At 70.1% G+C, this 17,586-nt stretch carries 16 protein-coding genes; all 16 read right to left on the reverse strand.

Going from position 1 to position 17,586, the window contains the following annotated elements:
* Positions 1 to 15 precede the first annotated feature (15 nt).
* Positions 16 to 2,565 carry a phage tail protein gene (locus tag ASC91_RS12465; RefSeq protein ID WP_056197030.1) on the reverse strand — a complete coding sequence of 850 codons (2,550 nt, stop codon included), beginning with the start codon at positions 2,563 to 2,565 and terminating at the stop codon, positions 16 to 18.
* A 2-nt stretch (positions 2,566 to 2,567) separates the two neighbouring features.
* Positions 2,568 to 4,832: a putative baseplate assembly protein gene (locus ASC91_RS12470; protein ID WP_056197032.1), complete on the reverse strand. Its 2,265-nt coding sequence runs from the start codon at positions 4,830 to 4,832 to the stop codon at positions 2,568 to 2,570.
* Positions 4,833 to 4,837: 5 nt separating this feature from the next.
* A complete protein-coding gene (locus tag ASC91_RS12475) occupies positions 4,838 to 5,239 on the reverse strand; it encodes a GPW/gp25 family protein (RefSeq protein ID WP_056197034.1) in 402 nt (133 codons plus the stop codon).
* Positions 5,240 to 5,248: 9 nt separating this feature from the next.
* On the reverse strand, positions 5,249 to 6,856 hold the full coding sequence (locus ASC91_RS12480; RefSeq protein WP_157281512.1) for a hypothetical protein: 1,608 nt from the start codon (positions 6,854 to 6,856) through the stop codon (positions 5,249 to 5,251).
* Positions 6,857 to 6,862: 6 nt separating this feature from the next.
* A complete protein-coding gene (locus tag ASC91_RS12485; protein ID WP_056197038.1) occupies positions 6,863 to 7,576 on the reverse strand; it encodes a phage baseplate assembly protein V in 714 nt (237 codons plus the stop codon).
* Between the two features lies 1 nt (position 7,577).
* Positions 7,578 to 8,672, reverse strand: a complete 1,095-nt coding sequence (locus ASC91_RS12490; RefSeq protein ID WP_056197040.1) for a phage late control D family protein — start codon at positions 8,670 to 8,672, stop codon at positions 7,578 to 7,580.
* A gap of 12 nt (positions 8,673 to 8,684) precedes the next feature.
* Positions 8,685 to 8,876, reverse strand: coding sequence for a hypothetical protein (locus ASC91_RS12495; protein ID WP_056197044.1), 192 nt, complete (start codon positions 8,874 to 8,876; stop codon positions 8,685 to 8,687).
* 14 nt (positions 8,877 to 8,890) lie between these two features.
* Positions 8,891 to 9,826: a hypothetical protein gene (locus ASC91_RS12500; RefSeq protein ID WP_056197045.1), complete on the reverse strand. Its 936-nt coding sequence runs from the start codon at positions 9,824 to 9,826 to the stop codon at positions 8,891 to 8,893.
* Positions 9,823 to 10,302, reverse strand: a complete 480-nt coding sequence (locus tag ASC91_RS12505; protein ID WP_056197047.1) for a phage tail protein — start codon at positions 10,300 to 10,302, stop codon at positions 9,823 to 9,825. The genes ASC91_RS12500 and ASC91_RS12505 overlap by 4 nt, the downstream gene beginning before the upstream one ends.
* On the reverse strand, positions 10,299 to 11,792 hold the full coding sequence (locus ASC91_RS12510; RefSeq protein WP_056197048.1) for a hypothetical protein: 1,494 nt from the start codon (positions 11,790 to 11,792) through the stop codon (positions 10,299 to 10,301). Before ASC91_RS12510 ends, ASC91_RS12505 begins: the two co-directional genes overlap by 4 nt.
* Before the next feature lie 13 nt (positions 11,793 to 11,805).
* Positions 11,806 to 12,249, reverse strand: coding sequence for a phage tail protein (locus ASC91_RS12515; protein ID WP_056197049.1), 444 nt, complete (start codon positions 12,247 to 12,249; stop codon positions 11,806 to 11,808).
* Between the two features lie 13 nt (positions 12,250 to 12,262).
* Positions 12,263 to 14,131 carry a phage tail sheath subtilisin-like domain-containing protein gene (locus ASC91_RS12520; protein ID WP_056197050.1) on the reverse strand — a complete coding sequence of 623 codons (1,869 nt, stop codon included), beginning with the start codon at positions 14,129 to 14,131 and terminating at the stop codon, positions 12,263 to 12,265.
* 31 nt (positions 14,132 to 14,162) lie between these two features.
* Positions 14,163 to 14,933: a hypothetical protein gene (locus tag ASC91_RS12525; RefSeq protein WP_056197051.1), complete on the reverse strand. Its 771-nt coding sequence runs from the start codon at positions 14,931 to 14,933 to the stop codon at positions 14,163 to 14,165.
* Positions 14,930 to 15,520, reverse strand: a complete 591-nt coding sequence (locus ASC91_RS12530) for a DUF4255 domain-containing protein (RefSeq protein WP_056197052.1) — start codon at positions 15,518 to 15,520, stop codon at positions 14,930 to 14,932. The genes ASC91_RS12525 and ASC91_RS12530 overlap by 4 nt, the downstream gene beginning before the upstream one ends.
* A 1-nt stretch (position 15,521) precedes the next feature.
* Positions 15,522 to 15,833, reverse strand: a complete 312-nt coding sequence (locus tag ASC91_RS12535) for a DUF3467 domain-containing protein (RefSeq protein WP_056197054.1) — start codon at positions 15,831 to 15,833, stop codon at positions 15,522 to 15,524.
* Between the two features lie 161 nt (positions 15,834 to 15,994).
* Complete coding sequence (locus ASC91_RS12540; RefSeq protein WP_082532626.1) at positions 15,995 to 16,996, reverse strand: sigma-54-dependent Fis family transcriptional regulator; 1,002 nt, start codon at positions 16,994 to 16,996, stop codon at positions 15,995 to 15,997.
* Between the last annotated feature and the right edge of the window lie 590 nt (positions 16,997 to 17,586).

Raw genomic sequence — 17,586 nt, forward strand, 5'->3', positions numbered from 1 at the left:
GAGGTTGAGGCTGGGTTATTCGGGGGCAGAAAGTCGCGTGAAGCGCCAGCGCGCGATCACGCCGTCGGGCGGGGGTTCGGAGCGGCGGCCGTCGAGCAGCAGATTGCCGCCCGGGCTGCCGATGGCAGCGGCGTCCAGATGGGCGCGTGGTGCTCCGTCAAAGGCGACCAGGCCGGCGCTGTCGTCCAGCCGCCAGTCCAGCGCACCGCCACCGGTGATGCGGTCGCCGCGGCCAACGCCGCTGCGACTGATGCGCGCCACCTCCAGCGGCACCGGCGCGCGCAGATAGCTGTCCACGCCGACGAGGGCAGCGATGCCGACCATGAAGGGCTCGCGAGCGGCCATCACCTTGACGAGGACATGGGCCGGCGCGATCTCTTCGGCGAGGTTGCGAACCATCGCGATCAGGTCGGCGTCCAGCCCTTCGTGCACGAGGATGGTGGCGCGGTGGGCGGTGCGCTCGTAGACGCTGGCGACGGTCTCGCGCTCGGCTTCGGAGTCGATCTCCTCGCCGAACAGCGCCAGGAACTCGCGGCGGGCCTCGGCATCGTCGGCGTCACCCAGGGTTAGCGTGTCACCGACGAAGGAATTGCCGGAGACGACGAGGCCGGGCAGCAGCGGGTCGTCGCTGCGCTCCAGGTCGATGCCCAGCAGCGTGGCCAGGGTGCGGCGCAGGCGGAAGTCCTCCAGCACGATGACGCGGCCGAGGCTCACGGCGCCATCCGTGGCGATGTCCAGGGCCAAGGCCAGGCCGCCGCGCGTGCCACGCAGCCGGCGCAGCAGCGGCGCATTGGCCAGCCAGGCGCGCTTGTGCGTCGTGGGCAGGCGAGAGGGGAAACGTTCGCCGGTCCAGCGGGCCAGCCAGTCCAGCGCATCGGGTGGTGTGCTGGCGGGCGCCGTCAAAACGCGGGCGTCGGCGATCTGGTCTTCCATCGGCGTCAGCACGCTTTCGAACAGGCCGATGAAGCGCTCCAGGAAGTCGTGGCGCGTGGCGTCGCCGCTGGCGGTGCGGTCGAAGACGGGATCGTCCCGGTAGAGCTCGGGCAGATAGCGACGCAGATAGGAGAAGCGGTCGCCCCAGACGCGCACGGCCGCCACATGCGGCGTGGCGCGGCCGTTGCCATAGAGCGTCACACGCAATTGCAGGCGGCGGCCGCGCAGCTCGCGCAGCTGCATGCCGGCGCGCTGCACCAGGGCGCCGAACAGGCCGACGCGGTTCGCCTGCGGCGCGCAGCCGAGCAGGCTGGCGTGATGGGGCAGCTCGCTCGGGCAGGCCAGCCAGGCGGCGCGGGGCGTGCCCGTGGGCAGATCGGCCTGCAGGGCGCTGGCGTCGCCGAACCAATGCGGCCACCAGGTGCCGCTGAACGTGTCTTCGTCGGAGGCGCCCAGCTCCACAAGCACGCCGCAGCCGGGCGGGATGACAGCCTCGACATAGAGGCGGTGCCAGACCAGATCGAGGGATTGCGTGTCCACCGTGCGGCCCTGAGCGGTGCCGCTGGCTGCAAAGCCACGCCAAGACAGGGGCACCAGGGCACGGCTGAACGTCGCGTTTTCCGCGGCCTCGGGTGCATCCTGCGGGCGGACCAGCGGCAGATGCGGCGGCCAGTCCTGTGAGGCGACAAAGCCGCCGGGTGCGGCGTCGGCGCTCGGGTAGCGGCGGCCGAGGGGTTTTTGCGGAGTCGTGGCGTCGGCCGCGTAGACCAGGGCTTCGGCCAGGTCGGACACGCGCAGGGCGATCTCGGTCTCGTCTAGCCAGGCGATGGCGTGGGCGTACTCCGCGCCTTCGAGGATGGCGCTCTTGCGTTCCAAGCCGTCGAACACGCTCAGATGCAGCTCGCCATCCGGTCCCCAGGCGATCACCGCCAGCCGCCCCTGCGGGCTGGCGGCCAGGGCCACCGGGCGAAGCGCAGGATCGAGCAGGGCTTCGGGCAGCAGCTCGAGGCGCGCGTCGTCGGCGTTCTCGGGCTGCGGGCGGAAGGTGCCGGCGTCGCGCACCACGTCGCCCCGCTCGGGGAAGGGCGTGCCTGCGAGCACAGCCAGGCGCCGGTTCGTGCGATCCAGCAGCCAGCGCCCGCCCTGGGCGTCACAGGCGACGGCCTGGGGCGTGAACAGCGGCGGCAGCTCCAGGCGCACGGGCTCGTGGCGATCGCGCAGGTCGAAGAGTTCCACGCGATCAGCGAAGGCGAAGACGATGCGGTCGTCCGCATCGATGGCCATGGCCGTCGGCGCGCCGGGGGCTGAAGTGGCGTAGCGCGGCACCTCGCCGGGGAAGGCGCCAAAGCCCATCAGCGAGCCACCGGGACCCTCGGGCGTGGGCCGTGGGTCCCAGCGGGCGTAGCTGCCGAAGCGGTCACGCAGCAGCGGCAGCATGGCCAGCTGGGTTTCTGCGCTGGCCAGGCGCGAGACGCCGTCAAGCATCGGCGGCACGCCCAGCTCCGAGGCCAGCGACAACACCTCTTCCACGCCGCCGTGGGTCGCGTCGCGCGGCGCGATGGCGCAGCCGTCTTCCACGGCCCAGTCCGCCGGTCGCGACCAGAGCCAGAAGCGTTGCGAGTTGGCGTCCATGATCAGCAGAGATCCACGATGACGGGCACGGCGACGCGAGTGCCACCGCTGCCGGAGGCCGTGTCCGGTGCCAGGCTGGTAGCCGGTGCATTGCCCACTTCCACCAGCACCTGCATCAGCTCCGGCAGCTGCCAAGGCGCGAGGGCGACCTGCTGCAGGCCGTTGGCGTCACGGCCCGCGAGGGCCCAGGCGCCCGGCCCGCCGGTGAAGAGATTGACGCCGGCCACCGTCGCCACGCCTGGCACGCGGGCGGCTTCGACCTCCAGCTCACGGTCGGCCAGGGCGCGGCCCAGCGGCCAGCCATTGCCGTCGAAACCGCCAGGCGACAGCGGCCACAGCAGGCGCCGGATCACCAGGCGCACGGCCGCCAGCGTCTCCTCGCGCGGCGCGCCGTCGCGCAGGCCGATGGCGATGGAGACGGACAGCGGCAGGTATTCGCAGCCGATGACGTTCAGCTCGGTCGCCAGCGGCCGCCGCGGCTCCAGCCAGGCGTGGACAGCCTCGATCAGCGGCCGGTCGGCGCGCGGGTTGGGCGCGGTGCCGACCTCGCCGCTGGCCGTGCCCGGCAGCACCATCACGGCGACGACGCCGGGGATGCCGAAGGCCCGTGTGCGCGGCGCAAAGCGCGGCAGCACTTCCACGCGGCCAATGTCCATGCCGGGCGTCTCGCGGGCCAGGCTGGCGTAGTCGTCGGCCGTCACGGCGCGCTCGCGGTGGCGCAGCATGGCGGGGATGCGCTGCTGGGCGGCGTCGACGTCCTCGGCGTCCTCGCCGCCCTGGGTGGCGACCGGCTGCGAGAGTTTCAGCGTGTTGACCACGGCGCCGGGCAGGCCGCTGGCGTTGATGGTGGTGGCGACGATGTCCTTGAGCAGGCCTGGTGCGAGATTGCCCGCGCGGCCGCCGCCCGAACGGGCTGAGACGATGCGCACCCGCGAGCCGGCCGGCGGCAGGCGGCCGCGCATGCCGTCGCCGAAGCGCACCTGGCCGGACTCGGCGTCCAGCTCGTAGGCGCGGGCGTCCCGGGCCAGCTCAGCGCGGTGCGACACCAGCGCCAGGTCGTCGACGTGCGTCCAGGCCGCGTATTGCATGCCGGGCTCGGCGATCTCGAGCTGCAGGCTGTCGGGCTGCACATTGCGCATCGGCAGGTTGATGACTTCGCCAGGCTGGCCGGAGGTCTGCGCCACCACCAGGCCCTGGGTCGTCACCCCCTGCTCGATCTGCACGGCGTGCAGGCCGACCCAGCTCAGGCGCAGGCGCTGCACACCGGCGGCAGGCTTCATGCGCAGCCAGGCGACGAGGCGCTGGGCGCGGTCGGGGTCGTCCAGGCGCGGCGGCTCGTCGTCGACGCCGGAGACGGCATCGATGCCGCGGGCCGAGTCACCGACGCCGATCAGCTCGGGGCCGGGCATCAGCACGCGCACGACGCCGGCGCGGCGCAGGCCGTCGGTGCTGTCGTTGCCTGTAGGGTCGAGCGTCTGGTAGTCGGTGGCACGGGCACCGCCGACCGAGATCTCCCAGCTGACGCCGATGCGCTCGCGCTCGCCGACGAGTTCCTGGTCGTCGGGCACGGTCAGCGCCGGCACCAGGCCGATGTTGAGCAGGCGCGCCGCACCCGCCGTGTTGCGCGCCAGCTGCTGGACGCAGCGCTGGCGCAGCGTGATGAGGGATTCGCCGCGCGCCGGCTTGGGCGCCAGCAGGGCGATCCACAGGCAGCCGTCGACGCTGTCGGCCACGATGTCCACGCCGGCGTCGACCGCGCCGTCGGCGAACAGCGGCTGGGTCTGGTAGGCGTCGAGCGTGCGGCCGCCGTAGAGGGCACCGAGCTGGGCCAGGGTGTCGGCCAGCTCGGGGTGGTCGTCGGCGGTCACGCGCTGCTTCAGATAGACCTCGCCGGTGACGGGCGCGACGCTGATCTCCTGCGCCGTCTCGAAGGGCACGGGCCGGCTGATGATGGCGCGCTCGCGCAGGTCCAGGGCCTCGCGGGCCTCGTCGGGCAGGCGCAGCGTGACCAGGCCGCGGGCCATGCGGGCGGGCTTGAGGCCCATGCCCAGCAGGTTCAGGAAGACGCGGCGCTGCAGCTCCGGCACCTGGTTGGCGCGGTAGAGCAGGGCGTCGCCGAGGAAGGCGAAGAGCTCGATCAGCGTGCGGCCGGGGTCGCCCACGCGCGGGTCGGTCCACTCCGGCGTGTGGGCGGGGATGCGGGCCAGCAGGTCGGCGACGAGGTCGTCGGCGCGGCGGTCGTCTAAGAGGGGAATGGGCAGCGGCATGGTCGTTACCCCAGGGTCAAGGCCAGCGCCATGCGCTGGGGCTCACCGGTGCGGCGCAGCCGGTAGTGCACGGCGATGTGGACGACGCGCGGGTCTTCGGGGTCCTCGTTCACGTCGATTCGCTCCACCTGGGCGCGCGGCTCCAGGCGGGCGATGGCACCGGTGATGCGCTCGTGCAGCCGGGCGCGCACGGTGAGGTTGTTGGGCTGGTTCAGGAAGTCCTGCACGCCGGCACCGAAGTCCGGGTGCATCAGCAGCTCGCCGGGCCGCGTGGCGAGCACGCAGCGCAGGCCGTCGGCCACGCTGCGCGCCAGGCCCGGCCAGGCCCAGCGGCCGTCGGCGTCGGGCCGGCCGAGCAGCGGGAAGCCGATCGGCGGAGAAAGTTCGGGGGCGAGCTTGCGGGCCATGGCTTGTCTCTATTTCTTCTTGGGCACGGGCAGGCAGATCTTTACCAGCGGCAACCAGAAGAACACGAGGTTGAGCAGGGACAGCACGACGTTGAGCAGGATGAAGGCGCAGATCGTGATGATGGGAATCGAGAACGAGCACAGCCAGCCGATGCCGATCTCGCTGACCGCCTTCGGCTTCTTCATGAAGTCCTCGGGCTTGTTGCGCATCAGCAGGTTGGCCAGTCCGGGCGGCACGTCGAAGGCGACGTTGGGCTTCATGGCGGCCAGCGAAGCACGGTCGAAGGCGGGCAGGGCGATGCGGGCCTGGGGCGTGCCGGTGGAGGCGAACCAGGGCGCCACGCGGTAGAGCGGCGTCATGTCGCTCCACAACAGGCGGGTCGGGCAGCCAGGCTCGCCGTGCACGCGCACGAAGGCGCGGATGGCGTAGAGGGCTTCGGCGTCGTCGAAGCGGCCCTCCAGCGTGCGGGCCTCGGCGGCGCGGCCATCGAGCACGGTCAGTGCCGCGTTGGTGAAGCGGTCCAGCCAGCCAGCGGGCACGGGGCCGAAGTCGTCGGGGATGTCAACGGCGCTGGCGCCCAGGTCCGTGACGACGCGCACGCAGGCTTGCAGGAAGCCGGACGCTCCGGCGGTGATGCGCTCCGTGGTGCCGAAGGTGGTCACGTTGCGGCCGATGAGCAATTCATCGAGCAGCAGCAGCAGGGCCGTGCCGCGGCCGTTGATGTCGAACTCGAAGGCGAGCTGGCGCACGAAGGCGACGAACTGCTCGCGCATGGCGGCGCTGTCACCGCTGTCGGGCTCGCTGGCGTCGACGGGCACATCGCCGTTCAGCCAGGTGGCCTCGAAGGCGCCACGTGCGTTCGGCAAGGGGCGAATGCTGGCTCGGGACAGATAGGGCGACAGATGGGCGATGAAGCTGTCCCGCGCGGTGGAGCTCGGGGCGCGGGCGGCGGCGTAGTCCACCGCGGCGTCGGCCGGCTTGCGTAGCGCCTCGCTGGTGGGCACGACGCCGTAGAGCAGGCTGCGTTTGGCGGCGTCGCAGACCGCGGGCATCAGCGCGTGCAGCGGGTTCACGGCCTCGGCCGGATGCACGGCACGCAGGGCGGCCAGGCGCGCATCGACGCCGGGGTTGCCGGTGCGTGGCGCAGGGCGGCGGGCTGGGTCGGGGTCCGCGTCAAAGGCGGCGGCGTTGGGCAGGGTGCGCCAGCCGTTGGCCTGCCAGGCCTGCCAGTTGTGCGGGTCGGCCAGGGCTTGCGCGTTCAGGTCCTCAGGCCCGGCCCAGCGGCGCACGACGAAGCCGCTGGACTCGATCTTCTTCGGGTCCAGGCGCGGCGAGCCGAAGACTTCGCAGTGCGTGTCGAACAGCACCAGGTTGAAGCGCCGGTGGATGGGCTGGAACAGCGCGCGCGGGGCGCCCTGGTCGGGCAGGCGGGCGATGGGTAGCGAGGCCGGCCAGCCGAAGCGGGGCCAGCCGGTGGACGTGATGGCATCGCTGAGTGCGGCGACGAAATCACCGGCCTCGATGTCGACAAGGACGGCCGGCGCATGTGGGTGCTGGCGCGACGGCCCACCCACGGCGACGGCGTGGTGGGTGTGGGCGTCCATGACAGCTGCCATGTCAGTTCACCAAATATTGCCCGCGCCGGGCGTGTAGCTCGACGACACGACGGCGTTGGTGATCAGCGTGTCGCACTGGACCACGCCGCTGAACTTGGACATGCCGGCGTCCACATTCACCATGCCGGCGCTGACCTTGACCGTCGCCGCATTGACGGTGACGGTGGCCGAAGCGGTGACAGTGATGCCGCTGCTCTCAAGCTTGATGCTGTTGCCGTTGGAGTCGACCAGCTCGCAGGAGCCCGGGCCGTCCTTGAGCGTCAGCTTCTGGCCACCGGGGGTTTCGAGGATGAGCTTTTCCTGGCCGTCCTGGTCGTCGAGGGTGACCTTGACGCCATTGCGCGAGCGCAGCACTTTCAGGTAGTTGTTACCCGAGCCGTCCATGCTTTCGGGCGGTGAAGCGGCGCCGTGCCAGAGGCCACCCAGCACGATGGGCATGCGTGCGTCGCCCTGCACGAAGGCCACGGCCACGAGGTCGCCGACGTCGGGCACCCACCAGGAACCGCGGTTGTTGCCGGCGAAGGGCGCCACCAGCATGGCCCAGATCTCGGCGTCGCCGCTTTGCTCGTCGACGCCATGGACGCGCACCTTGACGCGGCCGCGGTTGTCGGGGTCCTTGATGTCGGTCACGTCGGCCATGAAGACGCCGCCGCCCAGCCAGGCCGGGCCGAGGGCCGGTGGGTTGCCGGCGGGGGCGAAGGTGAAGGGGGCGCGGTCCATGTCAGTTGTCGGCGATGAAGGCCGACTGGGCGACAAACTCGGTCACATAGCCGCTCGTCGGATCGAAGCGGTGGCGCGCCTCGACCACGGCGTAGCAGTTGTCGAAGCGCCGGCCGACGCCGTGCAGGTTCACGCGGCTGCCCACGCGCAGGCCGGCATTGCCCTCGGTGCGGCCGTGCAGACGCACGAACTGGCGGGCGCGCTGGTCAAAGGCGGCGTCGGCGAGGGCCTGGGCTTCGGTGTCGTTGCGGCAGGGCAGGGCGCCGAGGTTCTCACTGCGCTCCATGCCGATATCGGACAACAGCGAGGCGCCCGTGCGGCCGCTTCCCGGACCGGGTTGAGCGCCGGTGCTGGTCTTGGTGAAGTCGCTGCCGGCGGCCGGGTCGAAGCCACGCGCCATGACCTCGGTGACCTGGCTGGACAGGTCGGCGATGACGCGCACCTCCTGCAGCTGGCTGTAGAGCGTGAGGTCCAGCGTGCCCCGGTCCATGTCCGCACTGCTGCGCACCTGCAGCGTGCTGCCGATCACCTGCATCTCGCAATCGCTGCGGCTCAGCACGCGGCGCAGGAATGACAGGTCGCTTTCATTCATCTGCACCCACAGCGCGTTGCCGCTGGGCAGGCCGGTGGCATCGACGGTGAGGCCGTGGCTGCTGGCGATGGTCTGCACAACGTCTTCCACGCTCGACGCCTCGTAGCTCTTGCTGCGCCGACTCATGCGCGCGGCGTACAGCTTGTCCTCGGCCAGCACCAGCAGGCTCGGCGGTGCGCCGACGGAGCCGCTGGCTTCGATGGCGTGGATCTGGCCGTCGAAGATCTCGATGGGGCCGGAGGTCTCGCCGGCGTAGAGCTGCACGCGGGCACCGAGCTTGATGGGTCCGCCGGCGTCGAATACCAGGCCCAGGCTGCCGCCGACCATGCCCCAGTTGCCCATGCCGAGCGACAGGCTGCTCATGCCGCCCTCGGCCTCGGTGACGGAGAAGGTTCGCACGAGATCGTCCAGCGCGGGCAGGGCCTGGCCGTCCACGCGCAGCGTCGGCCGCGCGCTGTAGGCGGTGCGCGAGGAGACCGGGCGTTCGCTGGTTTCGGGAGGCATGGCCGGTGAGTCCTAGTCGGCCAGCAGGCGCGCGCGGCGCTCGAGGGCGACGCTGAGTTGCTGGTCGAGCATGTGGGCGAATTCGGGCGTCCAGGCCGGCGTGGGCGTGGCGTTGGCCGCGCCCTGGGCGTCGCGTGACTGCTGGCCGGCGGTGGTTTCCGGTGGCGGAACGTCGACGACGATTTCATCGATGAAGACGGGCATGGGGGTGTTCCTGTTCAGTCGTCGAAGCGCAGGGCGCGCGGGGCCTGGCCGACGTTGGCGCGCAGGCCGGCCGCACCGGCGGGCAGGGCGCGGCCGTCGATGCTGAAACCGGCGCCGACGTCGGTGGCGAGTTGCTGCGGCACTGGCGGCGGGGCGAGGCGGCCGGCGTCGAAGCGCAGCGATGGAGTAGAGGCGGAGAGGCCAATGCCGGCACCCGCGCCGATTCCTGCGCCAATGCCGCCGACACCCGCACCGCCGGCGAACGACACCGCAGCCTTGAGTTCGACCTTGGCGCCGACAGCCAGCGTCGCGCCGGCCGAGAAGCGCAGGCTGACCTCGCCATTCATGCTGGCGATGGCGCGGGCGGCGCGCAGGTCACCACCCAGGCCGGCGATGCCGGCAGCACCACCCAGCCCGCCCGCCACTTCGAAGGCGCTGCTGCGCGCACGCGAGGCGTTGGCGGCAGACGGGTTGTCGCGCTCCAGAGCGCTGAACTCGTTGGGCTGCTCCTTCAGGGCCAGGGCCACGCTGGAGCGCAGCGGCACGCCCTCGGGTGAGAAGAAGTCCAGCGTCTCGCGATAGCTGTCCGAGATGCCGGTGAAGGTGAAGGTGCCCCACTCGAAGCGCAACGTGGGCGGCGTGAAGGCGGCACTGGACTCGGCGCTCTGGGTGCCGGTGGCGTCCGGCGAGCGCACGGCGGCGCGCAGTCGGCGCGTGATGGTGCGCACGTCTTCGCCGGTGTGGGTGGTGTCGAACAGCAGGTCCAGGCCGAGCTTGGCGCTGGACTGCGTGGCCGTCTGCGTGGTGCTGCCGCTGCCGCTCTGCGGGCTGGTGGAGTTGGTGATCTCGACCTGCAGCGAAACCGGGTTGAAGTGCACCTCGACGGTGTCGATGTCCTGGCCATTCCTTTGCAGAACGATCTTGGCCTTGACGACATTGGGAGCAGTCATGATGTCGAGTGCTCCAGTCCTTCGTGGACGATGTGCAGCTCTTCCACGCCCACGTCGGTGCCGCGCGCATTGAGGTCGGCGGCCTTGAACTTGACGGGCATGGCGCGGCGCAGGGTCCAGCCCATGACACGCTCGCCGGTCGTGCTGCGGATCTCGATCTCGGCCTTGAGGCGGTTCACATAGCCGCCCTGGCCCAGCAGCTCGAACCATTGCCAGAGGTCGCGCGAGCGGGTGATGCCGCGCTTGAGCACGACGGTGGCGAAGTTGACGCCGCCGGGGCGCTGCACGCTGCCCCAGTTGCGGCCGCCTTCGCGGATGCTGCGTGGCTCCATCGTGGCTTCGAGGCCGGTCAGCTCGCTGAAGGCGCCCTGGCAGAGCGTCGCGTCGTCGCCGCCGCTGCCGTCTACCGGGTCGCGGCTGAAGGACACATGAAAATTGAACACGCCGATCGGGGCGCCCCGTGCATCGGCGCTCATGCAGCCTCCGCGGTGTGGGCAAGCGGCTCGGCGTCCTGCCAGTTGACGCTGCCGTCCTCGGCCAGGGCCAGCTCGATGCGGATGTGCTCGATGGCGGCTTGCGGCGCGAACTGCACCAGCACGATGACGCGGCCGGCGTCGAGATCGCTCTGGGTCATCACGCTGCGGTCGCAGCGCACCGTGAAGGCTTCGGACGCGCTGCTACCGCGCAGGGCGCCAGCCTGCCAGTAGCTGGCCAGCATGTCTTCGAAGCGGCTGCGCACGCGAGCCCAGAGAGCTTCGCCGGAGGTCTCGAAGACCAGCGTCGCGCCGACCATGCGGGCGGTGCGCAGCAACTGGCCGAGCAGGCGCACGACGCCGGCGCTGCGCCATTCGCGCACGGCGCTCAGCGAAGGGTCGCTGAGCAGGCGGATGCCGTTGGCCGTAGGGCCGAAGAGGGCGAAGGTCTCGGCCAGCGGCCAGCCGCTGCGGCGGCTATCGAGGTTGGACAGATAGCCGGCGAACTGGCCTCGCGGGGGCGAACGCAGCTCCTGGTCGCTGGGTTGCGGATGGACGGCGAGGACGCCCATGGGCGCCTGGCCGGCGGCTGGGCGCACCGGGCCATTGGCGAGTACCGAGGCGGCGATCAGGCCGGCCAGCGCGCCGTCGGGCGGGATCAGGCCTTCGGGCGTGCGCACCTCGCGCAGTGGCAGCAGCCAGGGCGTGGCGCACTCCACCATGCTGGTCTGCAGCCTGATGGCAGCGCTGAGCTGGCGTGCGGCCTGGGTGTCGCGGGCGGCCAGCGGCGCGGCGACGAGCAGCATCAGGTCGCGGCGCTGTCGCGCGAGCGTGTTGCGCAGCCTCAGCACATTGCTGTTCCAGAGTTCGAAGGCCGCGTCGGACAGCCGCGGCGCCGCAAGTTGCCGCACGCCGTTTGTGGGCGGCGTGGCGAAGGTGGGCGTGCCGCATTCGACAAAGACTTCGGGCACGACGGCAGCCACGCCTGGGTCGCCGGGGATGGGAGGCTGGTTCAGATTCGCGTGCAGCTCGGGCAGGTCGGGCGCCAGCACGAAGCTGACGTCATCCAGCGTCCATGCCTGCTGCATGGCGACATCCAGCGCGTCGAACAGCGTCACGGCGGGTGTCGAGCCCAGCGGCCAGGGCAGGCCCAGGCACAGCACATAAGCCTTGCGCCCGCCGTTGGCAAAGAAGTCGCGCACCGCCAGGCCCAGCCAGTCGTCGGCGAGTTCGCTGCGCCCCTGCACGGCGCGGGCATGCCAGTCGAAAAGGCTGTCGAAGGCGTCCCAGGTGTCGATGGGCGCCGGCATGCCGAGCAGGGTCTCGCGCAGGGCGGCGTCCTTGAAGCCCCGCGCATTCAACCAATCCGACATCGCCCGCGGCAGCGCCACGCTGGCGCGGCGCGTCGTCCAGCCCACGAACAGCGCGATGTCGGCGCGGGCCGGATGCGGGCGCTCGACAGGGCGGGTCGACTCGAAGCTCAGTCCGTACATGGAAGCGGCCCGCTCACGCGGCCTCGATCTCCAGACCTTCGGACGACAGCACCAGCTCTTCCATGGCCACGTCGCCGCCGCCCTTGGCCGCGAGCGTCGGGCCGGTGTACTTGAGCGGGATGGCGTTGCGCAGCAGCCAGACCTGCACCGGGTTGCGGGCCTCGTCGAGCAGGGTGATGGAGATGTTCTTCTGCGCGTTGACGCCGGTGGTGCGGGTCTCCTTCACCCAGTCCCACAGAGACTTGGAGCTGATGATGCCGCGCTTGAGCGTCACGTCGCCGACCTTGTGGACGCCGGGGATCTTGCGCACATGGTTCTCCGCGTCGTTGCCGTAGCGGTACTCGGCCACGGTGATTTCCGAGCCGAGGCCGGAGACGTCGGAGAAGCCGCCGAAGGCTTCCGCGCCGTCGAAGTTGACGAGGAAGTTGAAGGCGCCGTAAGGGACTTTGCGTGCCATGAGCTGCTCCTAATCAGTCGCGGGAATCGGCGGTCTTCTGGCCGATGCGGAAGATCACGAACTCGGCGGGCTTGAGCGCCGCAACGCCGATCTGGCAGACCAGGCGGCCGTTGTCCAGGTCGTTCTGCGTCATCGTCGAGCGGTCGCAGCGCACGAAATAGGCCTCCTCGGCCTTGCCGCCCAGCAGGGCGCCATTGCGCCATTCGTTGTAGAGGAACTGCGCGATGGTTTCGCGGATGTTGGCCCACAGGCGCTCGCCGTTGGGCTCGAACACGGCCCACTGGGTGCTGCGGTCGATGGAGGCTTCCAGGTAGTTGAAATAACGCCGCACGTTGACGTATTTCCATTCGGGGTCGCTGCTGGCCGTGCGCGCGCCCCAGACGCGGTAGCCGCGGCCCGGGAAGTAGCGCAGGCAGTTGACGCCCAGCGGGTTGAGCACCTCCTGCTCGCCAAAGCTGACATCGCGCTCGAAACGCAGCGCGCCGCGCACGACTTCGTTGGCAGGTGCCTTGAACACGCCGCGCTCGATGTCGTTGCGCGCATAGATGCCGCAGACGAAGCCCGACGGCGGCAGGGCGATCTCGCGCGGGATGTCATCGCGGCCCGGCCGGGCATTGGGGTTGGCGATGACGACCCAGGGGTAGTACATCGCGGCGTATTTGCTGTCGATGGTGGCGCGGGCTTCGCGCGCGGCACCGGCGTTGAGGCCGGTGTTGGTGTCGAGCACGGCGATGCGGTACATGCGCCGGCCTTCGGCGTGGGTGATCAGCGAGTTGCGGATGGCGTCGCGCGCGGCATAGGCGCTGGAGCCGGGGGCAGCGACGATGGCGATGTCGTCGAGTTTGGCCAGGGCGGCGAAGGCGCCGATGTAGCTGGCGTCCATGGGCTCGGCGCCGTCGTTGCCGCCGGTCAACGCGAAGGAGCCGCGGCGGCCGGTGGCGTTGGCGGCGGTCGGGAACAAGGCGGCGAGCAGCTGGAAGGCGTTGACGGCGCTGCCGAGGTTGGCGGCGTAGAGGTTCTCGATCTGGTCGACGCGGCGGTTGGGTTGCGGCGGCATCACGGTGCCGAGCCAGCGTGGGTGGCCGCGGTCGTAGCCGAGGTCGTCGATGGCCAGGCTGCCGCCATCGGCGTCGGTCGCAATGACGGCCAGCGTGATCAGCGAGACGGAGGCGAGCAGGGCTGCCGCGGCGTCGCGCTGGGCCTGGTTGCCGGCGGCGGCGATGGCGGCCTGGGCGGCAGCGTCGGGTGCGGTGACGGCACCATCGCCGGCGTCGGTGAGCGCATGCCAGCCATCGGCACGCTTGACGAAGTAGCTGTGGGGCGCGGCCACACCGCTGCGGGCCAGCGAGCCCAGGGGCGTGCTGTCCAGCACGCGCTGCGGGGCGGGCGCGATGATTTCGCGCGTCTGGATGCCGCGCAGCTGGGACTGCTCACGGGTGGGCACGGCGCCGTTGCCACTGGCGCCCGGGAAGCGGGCGACGAAGCGGATGCGGTTGGTGTCGTCCTCCGCCGCCAGTACCGCGGGCGCGACGGCGGCGGGGCGCAGGTCGGCCGTGCTTGCCAGGCCGGAGTCGTTGGCGCCGCGCGCCAGGAACACACGCGCCACATAGAGCCGCGAACCGCCCTCGTTGAAATAGGCCCGCACGGCATGCGCCAGGAAGTTGATCGCGTCGGCCTGCAGGTCGAGATTGGCCGTGCCGCCGTAGATGCGCTCGAAGTCGGCGAAGCTGGTCAGGATCTCGGGCAGCAGCTCGGCCGTGGCGATGGGGCCCTTGCGCGTGGGGCCGGCGAAGGCCGTGGTGCTCGTGCCCACGCCTTCGATGGACTTGGCTCGAAAGCTGGTTTCTTCCACGTACACGCCTGGGGCGAGGTATTCGGGCATGGTGTGCCTCCTTCAATCGGTCAAGCAGGGCTCAGGGGAGCGTCAGGTTCATCACTTCGATGCGGCCGCTGGCGAGGTTGCGCGGCACGATGAGTCGAGAGAGACCGGCGCCCAGGGGGCGGTCGGCCAGCAGGTCGGGGTCGACGAGGGCGCCGGGCGCCAGCGTGGTGTCGGCGCTGACGACGATGTCGACGGCGATCTCGGTCTCGACCACCAGTTCCTCGGCACCCGGCGTGATCTGCGCCACGCCGACGACGGCCACCAACGCCTCGCCGCGCACGTCCGTCATGCCGCGACCGAGCACGGCCTCGCTGCCGCTGCGGTGCACGCGGATGGCCGCCTGCGCCGCGGGCGCGCCGTTGCGCCGCACGCTCAGGCGCAGGGCGGCCCATGTGGGGAGGAGAGCGGTGGCGGTGGTGGGGTCGAGGGTGATGGTGGCGGCTTCGAACAGCGGAGCCGTTTCAGCCGGTGCAGCTGGGAGTGGCGAACGGGGCAATGCCAACGTGAAACGACGCGGCAGATAGCGGCCGGCGGGGTCGCTCACCGTGCCAGGCAGTGACAGTGCCGGGGCGGGCGGGATGGGGTCGAAGGCGTTTTCATAGTCGCGCCGGGCGTCGAAATTGGCGGCATCGTCCAGAGCCGTGACGACGAAGAAACCGCTGCGGTTGCGCTGCAGCCGGGCGCCGGGCAGGTCGACGCGCAGCGGGCTGTCGATGGTGTGGCCCGACATGGCATCGACGAAGCGCAGCGCGCCCCAGACGCGGCGCACGTCGGTCTCGATGCTGTGGAAAACCACGCTCATGCCGGCACGCCTCCATAGTCGAAGCGCCGCGCCACGACGGGCAGGGCGTCCGGCGCCTCGACGTCGAGCTGCACGATGCGGGCCACATACGGCGCGCTCAGCCGGTAGCTGGGCGTGATGGCGTCCCAGATGCGCATCATGTCCTCCACCGTGATCTCGGCAGGGATCAGCTGCACGACCTCCTCGGCCGACCAGCCGCCGTTGCTGGACAGCGTCGACGCATCAAGGATGGGTTCGCGATGCAGCTCGCGCAGCACCCAGGCAAACGCGGCCAGCTCCAGCGCGGTGTTGGCCGACCAGATGGACAGCAGCAGGTGCACATCCAGCGACAGCGGCCGGTTGGACAGGCCCGGTGTGCGGCGTGCATCGCTCGCACTCAGATTGCGCATCTGCTCGTTGACAGTGACGCGATAGGGCCAGACCGATAGCACCGCGCCCTGCACGTTGAGGTCCGCCAGCAGGCCACCGCTGCCGATGGCCTGGAAGCTCATGTCGCCATGCCGCGCGCGCAGTTCGGGCGTCCAGGCGTTGTCCAGCCTTCGGGCCAGCGACTCGGCCAGGGAGAGGAGGGCGGATTCGTTGGCCATGTCAGAACGTGGAGTCCTGCGCGACGATGCCGTTGCCGACCGGGACCACCGGGCCGTACTCCGCCTCGTAGCGCTGCATCGCTTCTGACAGCAACTGCAGCAGGGCCATGGCATAGGACGGCGTCATCACCACGCGGGTGGGTATCCCATGCGTCAGCGCCTCGCCCTCGTAGGCCTGGGCCATGCGCAGCAGCACTTCGCTGCGACTGAAGCCGACCTCGAACTGGTTGGCATAGTGATAGCCGGCCGATGAGGCGGCGACCGGGCAACCCTCGGCGGCCCAGTCACGTCGAACGTCGGTTGGCGACTTCATGCGCTGTATTGCGCAAGTGGCGTGCCATGCTCGGCGGTGGCCGCCGCCCCTTATGAATCAAGGAGTTGCGTGTTCGGCCGTGAACGATGTCACATGAGCGATGTGACGTTGCGCTACGAAAACCTCAGCGGATCAAGCACTTGCGGTGTCACAGCGGCGTGTTACGGCGCACGTGCATTGCGGACCGGCTCCGGCGCGATGTGGAACTGCTTCATCTTGCGATACAGGGTCATGCGGGACCAGTGCAGCATCTCGGCGGCCCGGGTGCGGTTCCATTCGCAACGCTCGAGGGCTTCGATCACGCGGCTCGATTCATCGTTGACCAACGACGCCGCGCCGGACAGTGGCAGTTCATCGGGCTCCAGCGGCCGGCCGTCGAACACCAGCCCGGCGGCCTCGACCAGGTTGCGCAGTTCGCGGGCATTGCCCGGCCAGCCGTGCTGCTGCATCAGCAGCATGGCCGAAGCCGTCACGCGCACCGGGCCTGCGCTGCCGCCGTCATTCAGTTGACCCGCGAAGTGCTCGAACAAGGGCGCCACATCTTCGGGGCGCTGCCTCAGTGGCAGCAACTCGATGCGGGCCACGTTGAGCCGGTAGAACAGGTCCGCCCGGAATGAGCCCCTGCGCACGGCCTGTTCCAGCGCGCAATGCGTCGCCGCGACGATGCGCACGTCCACATGGCGGCTGCGCAGCGCGCCGATGGGGAACACCTCGCGCGTCTCGAGCACGCGCAGCAGCTTGGCCTGGGCATGCAGCGGCATGTCGCCGATCTCGTCGAGGAAGAGCGTGCCGCCGCTGGCCAGCGAAATCTTGCCGGGATAAGCCGCATGGGCGCCGGTGAAGGCGCCGCGCTCATAGCCGAAGAGTTCGCTGTCGAGCAGCGTGTCCGGCAGCGCCGCGCAATTGATGCTGACCATGGGCCCGCTGCGGCGCTCGCCGAGTTCGTGCAGGGCGCGGGCCACGCAGTCCTTGCCCGTGCCCGTTTCGCCGGTGACCAGCACGCTGCATTGGGACCGCGCCAGCATCGGGAGCCGCATGCGCAATGCGCTGAGCGAGGCGCTGGGGCCGACGATGCTGGCCAAGGCGTCCTTCGGTTGCTGCACCGGCCGGCGGTTTTCCGATACCCGAGCAGGCAACTGCTTTGGCACGCTTGCTGGAGTCATGGTTGCGCCTTCCTATGCTGCCCGCCGCCTGGCGATGCTGCGTTGGCTTGCAGATCCGGGCTTGATGCAGCGAAGCAGGTTGTACGGCCTCAACCCAGCAAGGTCATCCTTAACCGCGCGGAAAAGCTGTCCGAAACATCTGCCTGCCCCAGTCGTCAAAAGTTTCGTTTTGGAATCAATGACTTCTGAAGGAGGAGAGGGTGTTTCTTGACGCCACGTGGCGACAACAAATACCGACTCGGCCGGGGCAGGGCGTTCAATACCGTTTGATTGATCAGGAACTTCATAGTCCGCGCTGAGGCGCGGATTCGCAATCTCTCATCGTGGGATGTCTGCCGTAGAGATCCTCAATGGGTATGAGACATATTTGTGGCGATGGGGCGATGAGGAGTGTGCATCCAAGCTCGGTGGGCATGCTCAGCAGCCGATGGAAGGAGGCAACTACCTACCGAGAGGCGCAGATGTCGCCATTTCCTTATGTGCGTTGTCGCACGGAGGCTAACGAACAAACCGAACAGACTGGACTCCCAACGGGAGCCGATGTCATGCCCCTGAACGAACAGGATGTCATGGATTGCTCGCGCAGTGCT

The sequence above is a fragment of the Pelomonas sp. Root1237 genome (genome assembly GCF_001425055.1).
Taxonomy (GTDB): Bacteria; Pseudomonadota; Gammaproteobacteria; order Burkholderiales; family Burkholderiaceae_C; genus Pelomonas.